Consider the following 864-nt stretch of genomic DNA (forward strand, 5'->3'; position numbering starts at 1 on the left):
CCGCCCATTTCCGCAATGACGCGCTTCAGCCAGATCTGGCCGTCATGGACCTTGGACGCACGCTCATAGATGCGTGTTCCGACATCACGAGATCCTGTGAAGGAGATGAAGCGTGTCTTCGGATGGTCGACCAAGTAGTCGCCCACTTCCGCGCCGCTTCCCGGTACATAGTTCAGGACACCCTTCGGAAGTCCCGCTTCCTCCATCACTTCCACGAATTTCGCTGCCACCACCGGCGTTGTGGAAGCCGGCTTCAAGAGGACCGTATTTCCTGTCACGATCGCGGCCACAGTTGTCCCCGCCATGATCGCAAACGGGAAGTTCCACGGGGAGATCACGATGCCGACGCCCAATGGGATGTAGCTGTAGCGGTTGTATTCGCCCGGACGGCTTTCCACTTTTTGGCCTTCTTTGATGCTGAGCATTTGACGCGCATAGTACTCAAGGAAGTCGATCGCTTCAGCCGTATCGGCATCCGCTTCGTTCCAAGGCTTCCCTGCTTCCTTCGTCAACAGTGCAGAGAACTCATGCTTGCGGCGGCGGATGATCGCTGCCGCGCGGAACAGGATATCTGCACGCGTTTCCGGCTTCACCTTGCGCCATGTTTGGAACGTTTCATAGGCAATGTTCATCGCCTTTTCGGCTAAATCTTTATTCGCTTTGGACACACGTCCAATTAATTCTTCTTTATTCGCTGGGTTGATGGAGACGATTTTATCTTCCGTCGTCACGCGCTCTCCCCCGATGACAAGCGGGTAGTCCTGGCCAAGATAGCCTTCGACTGTCTTCAATCCAGTTTGGTACGCCTTTTGATTCTCTTCATTCGAAAAATCTGTAAATGGTTCATGTTTGTACGGAATCATT

General features: G+C 53.5%; 1 protein-coding gene. It reads right to left on the reverse strand.

Annotated features, from left to right (window positions below):
- On the reverse strand, positions 1 to 863 hold an 863-nt coding region (locus tag D9X91_RS05045; protein WP_121679500.1), incomplete at its 3' end, for an aldehyde dehydrogenase family protein.
- Between the last annotated feature and the right edge of the window lies 1 nt (position 864).

Source organism: Falsibacillus albus (genome assembly GCF_003668575.1).
Taxonomy (GTDB): domain Bacteria; phylum Bacillota; class Bacilli; order Bacillales; family DSM-25281; genus Falsibacillus; species Falsibacillus albus.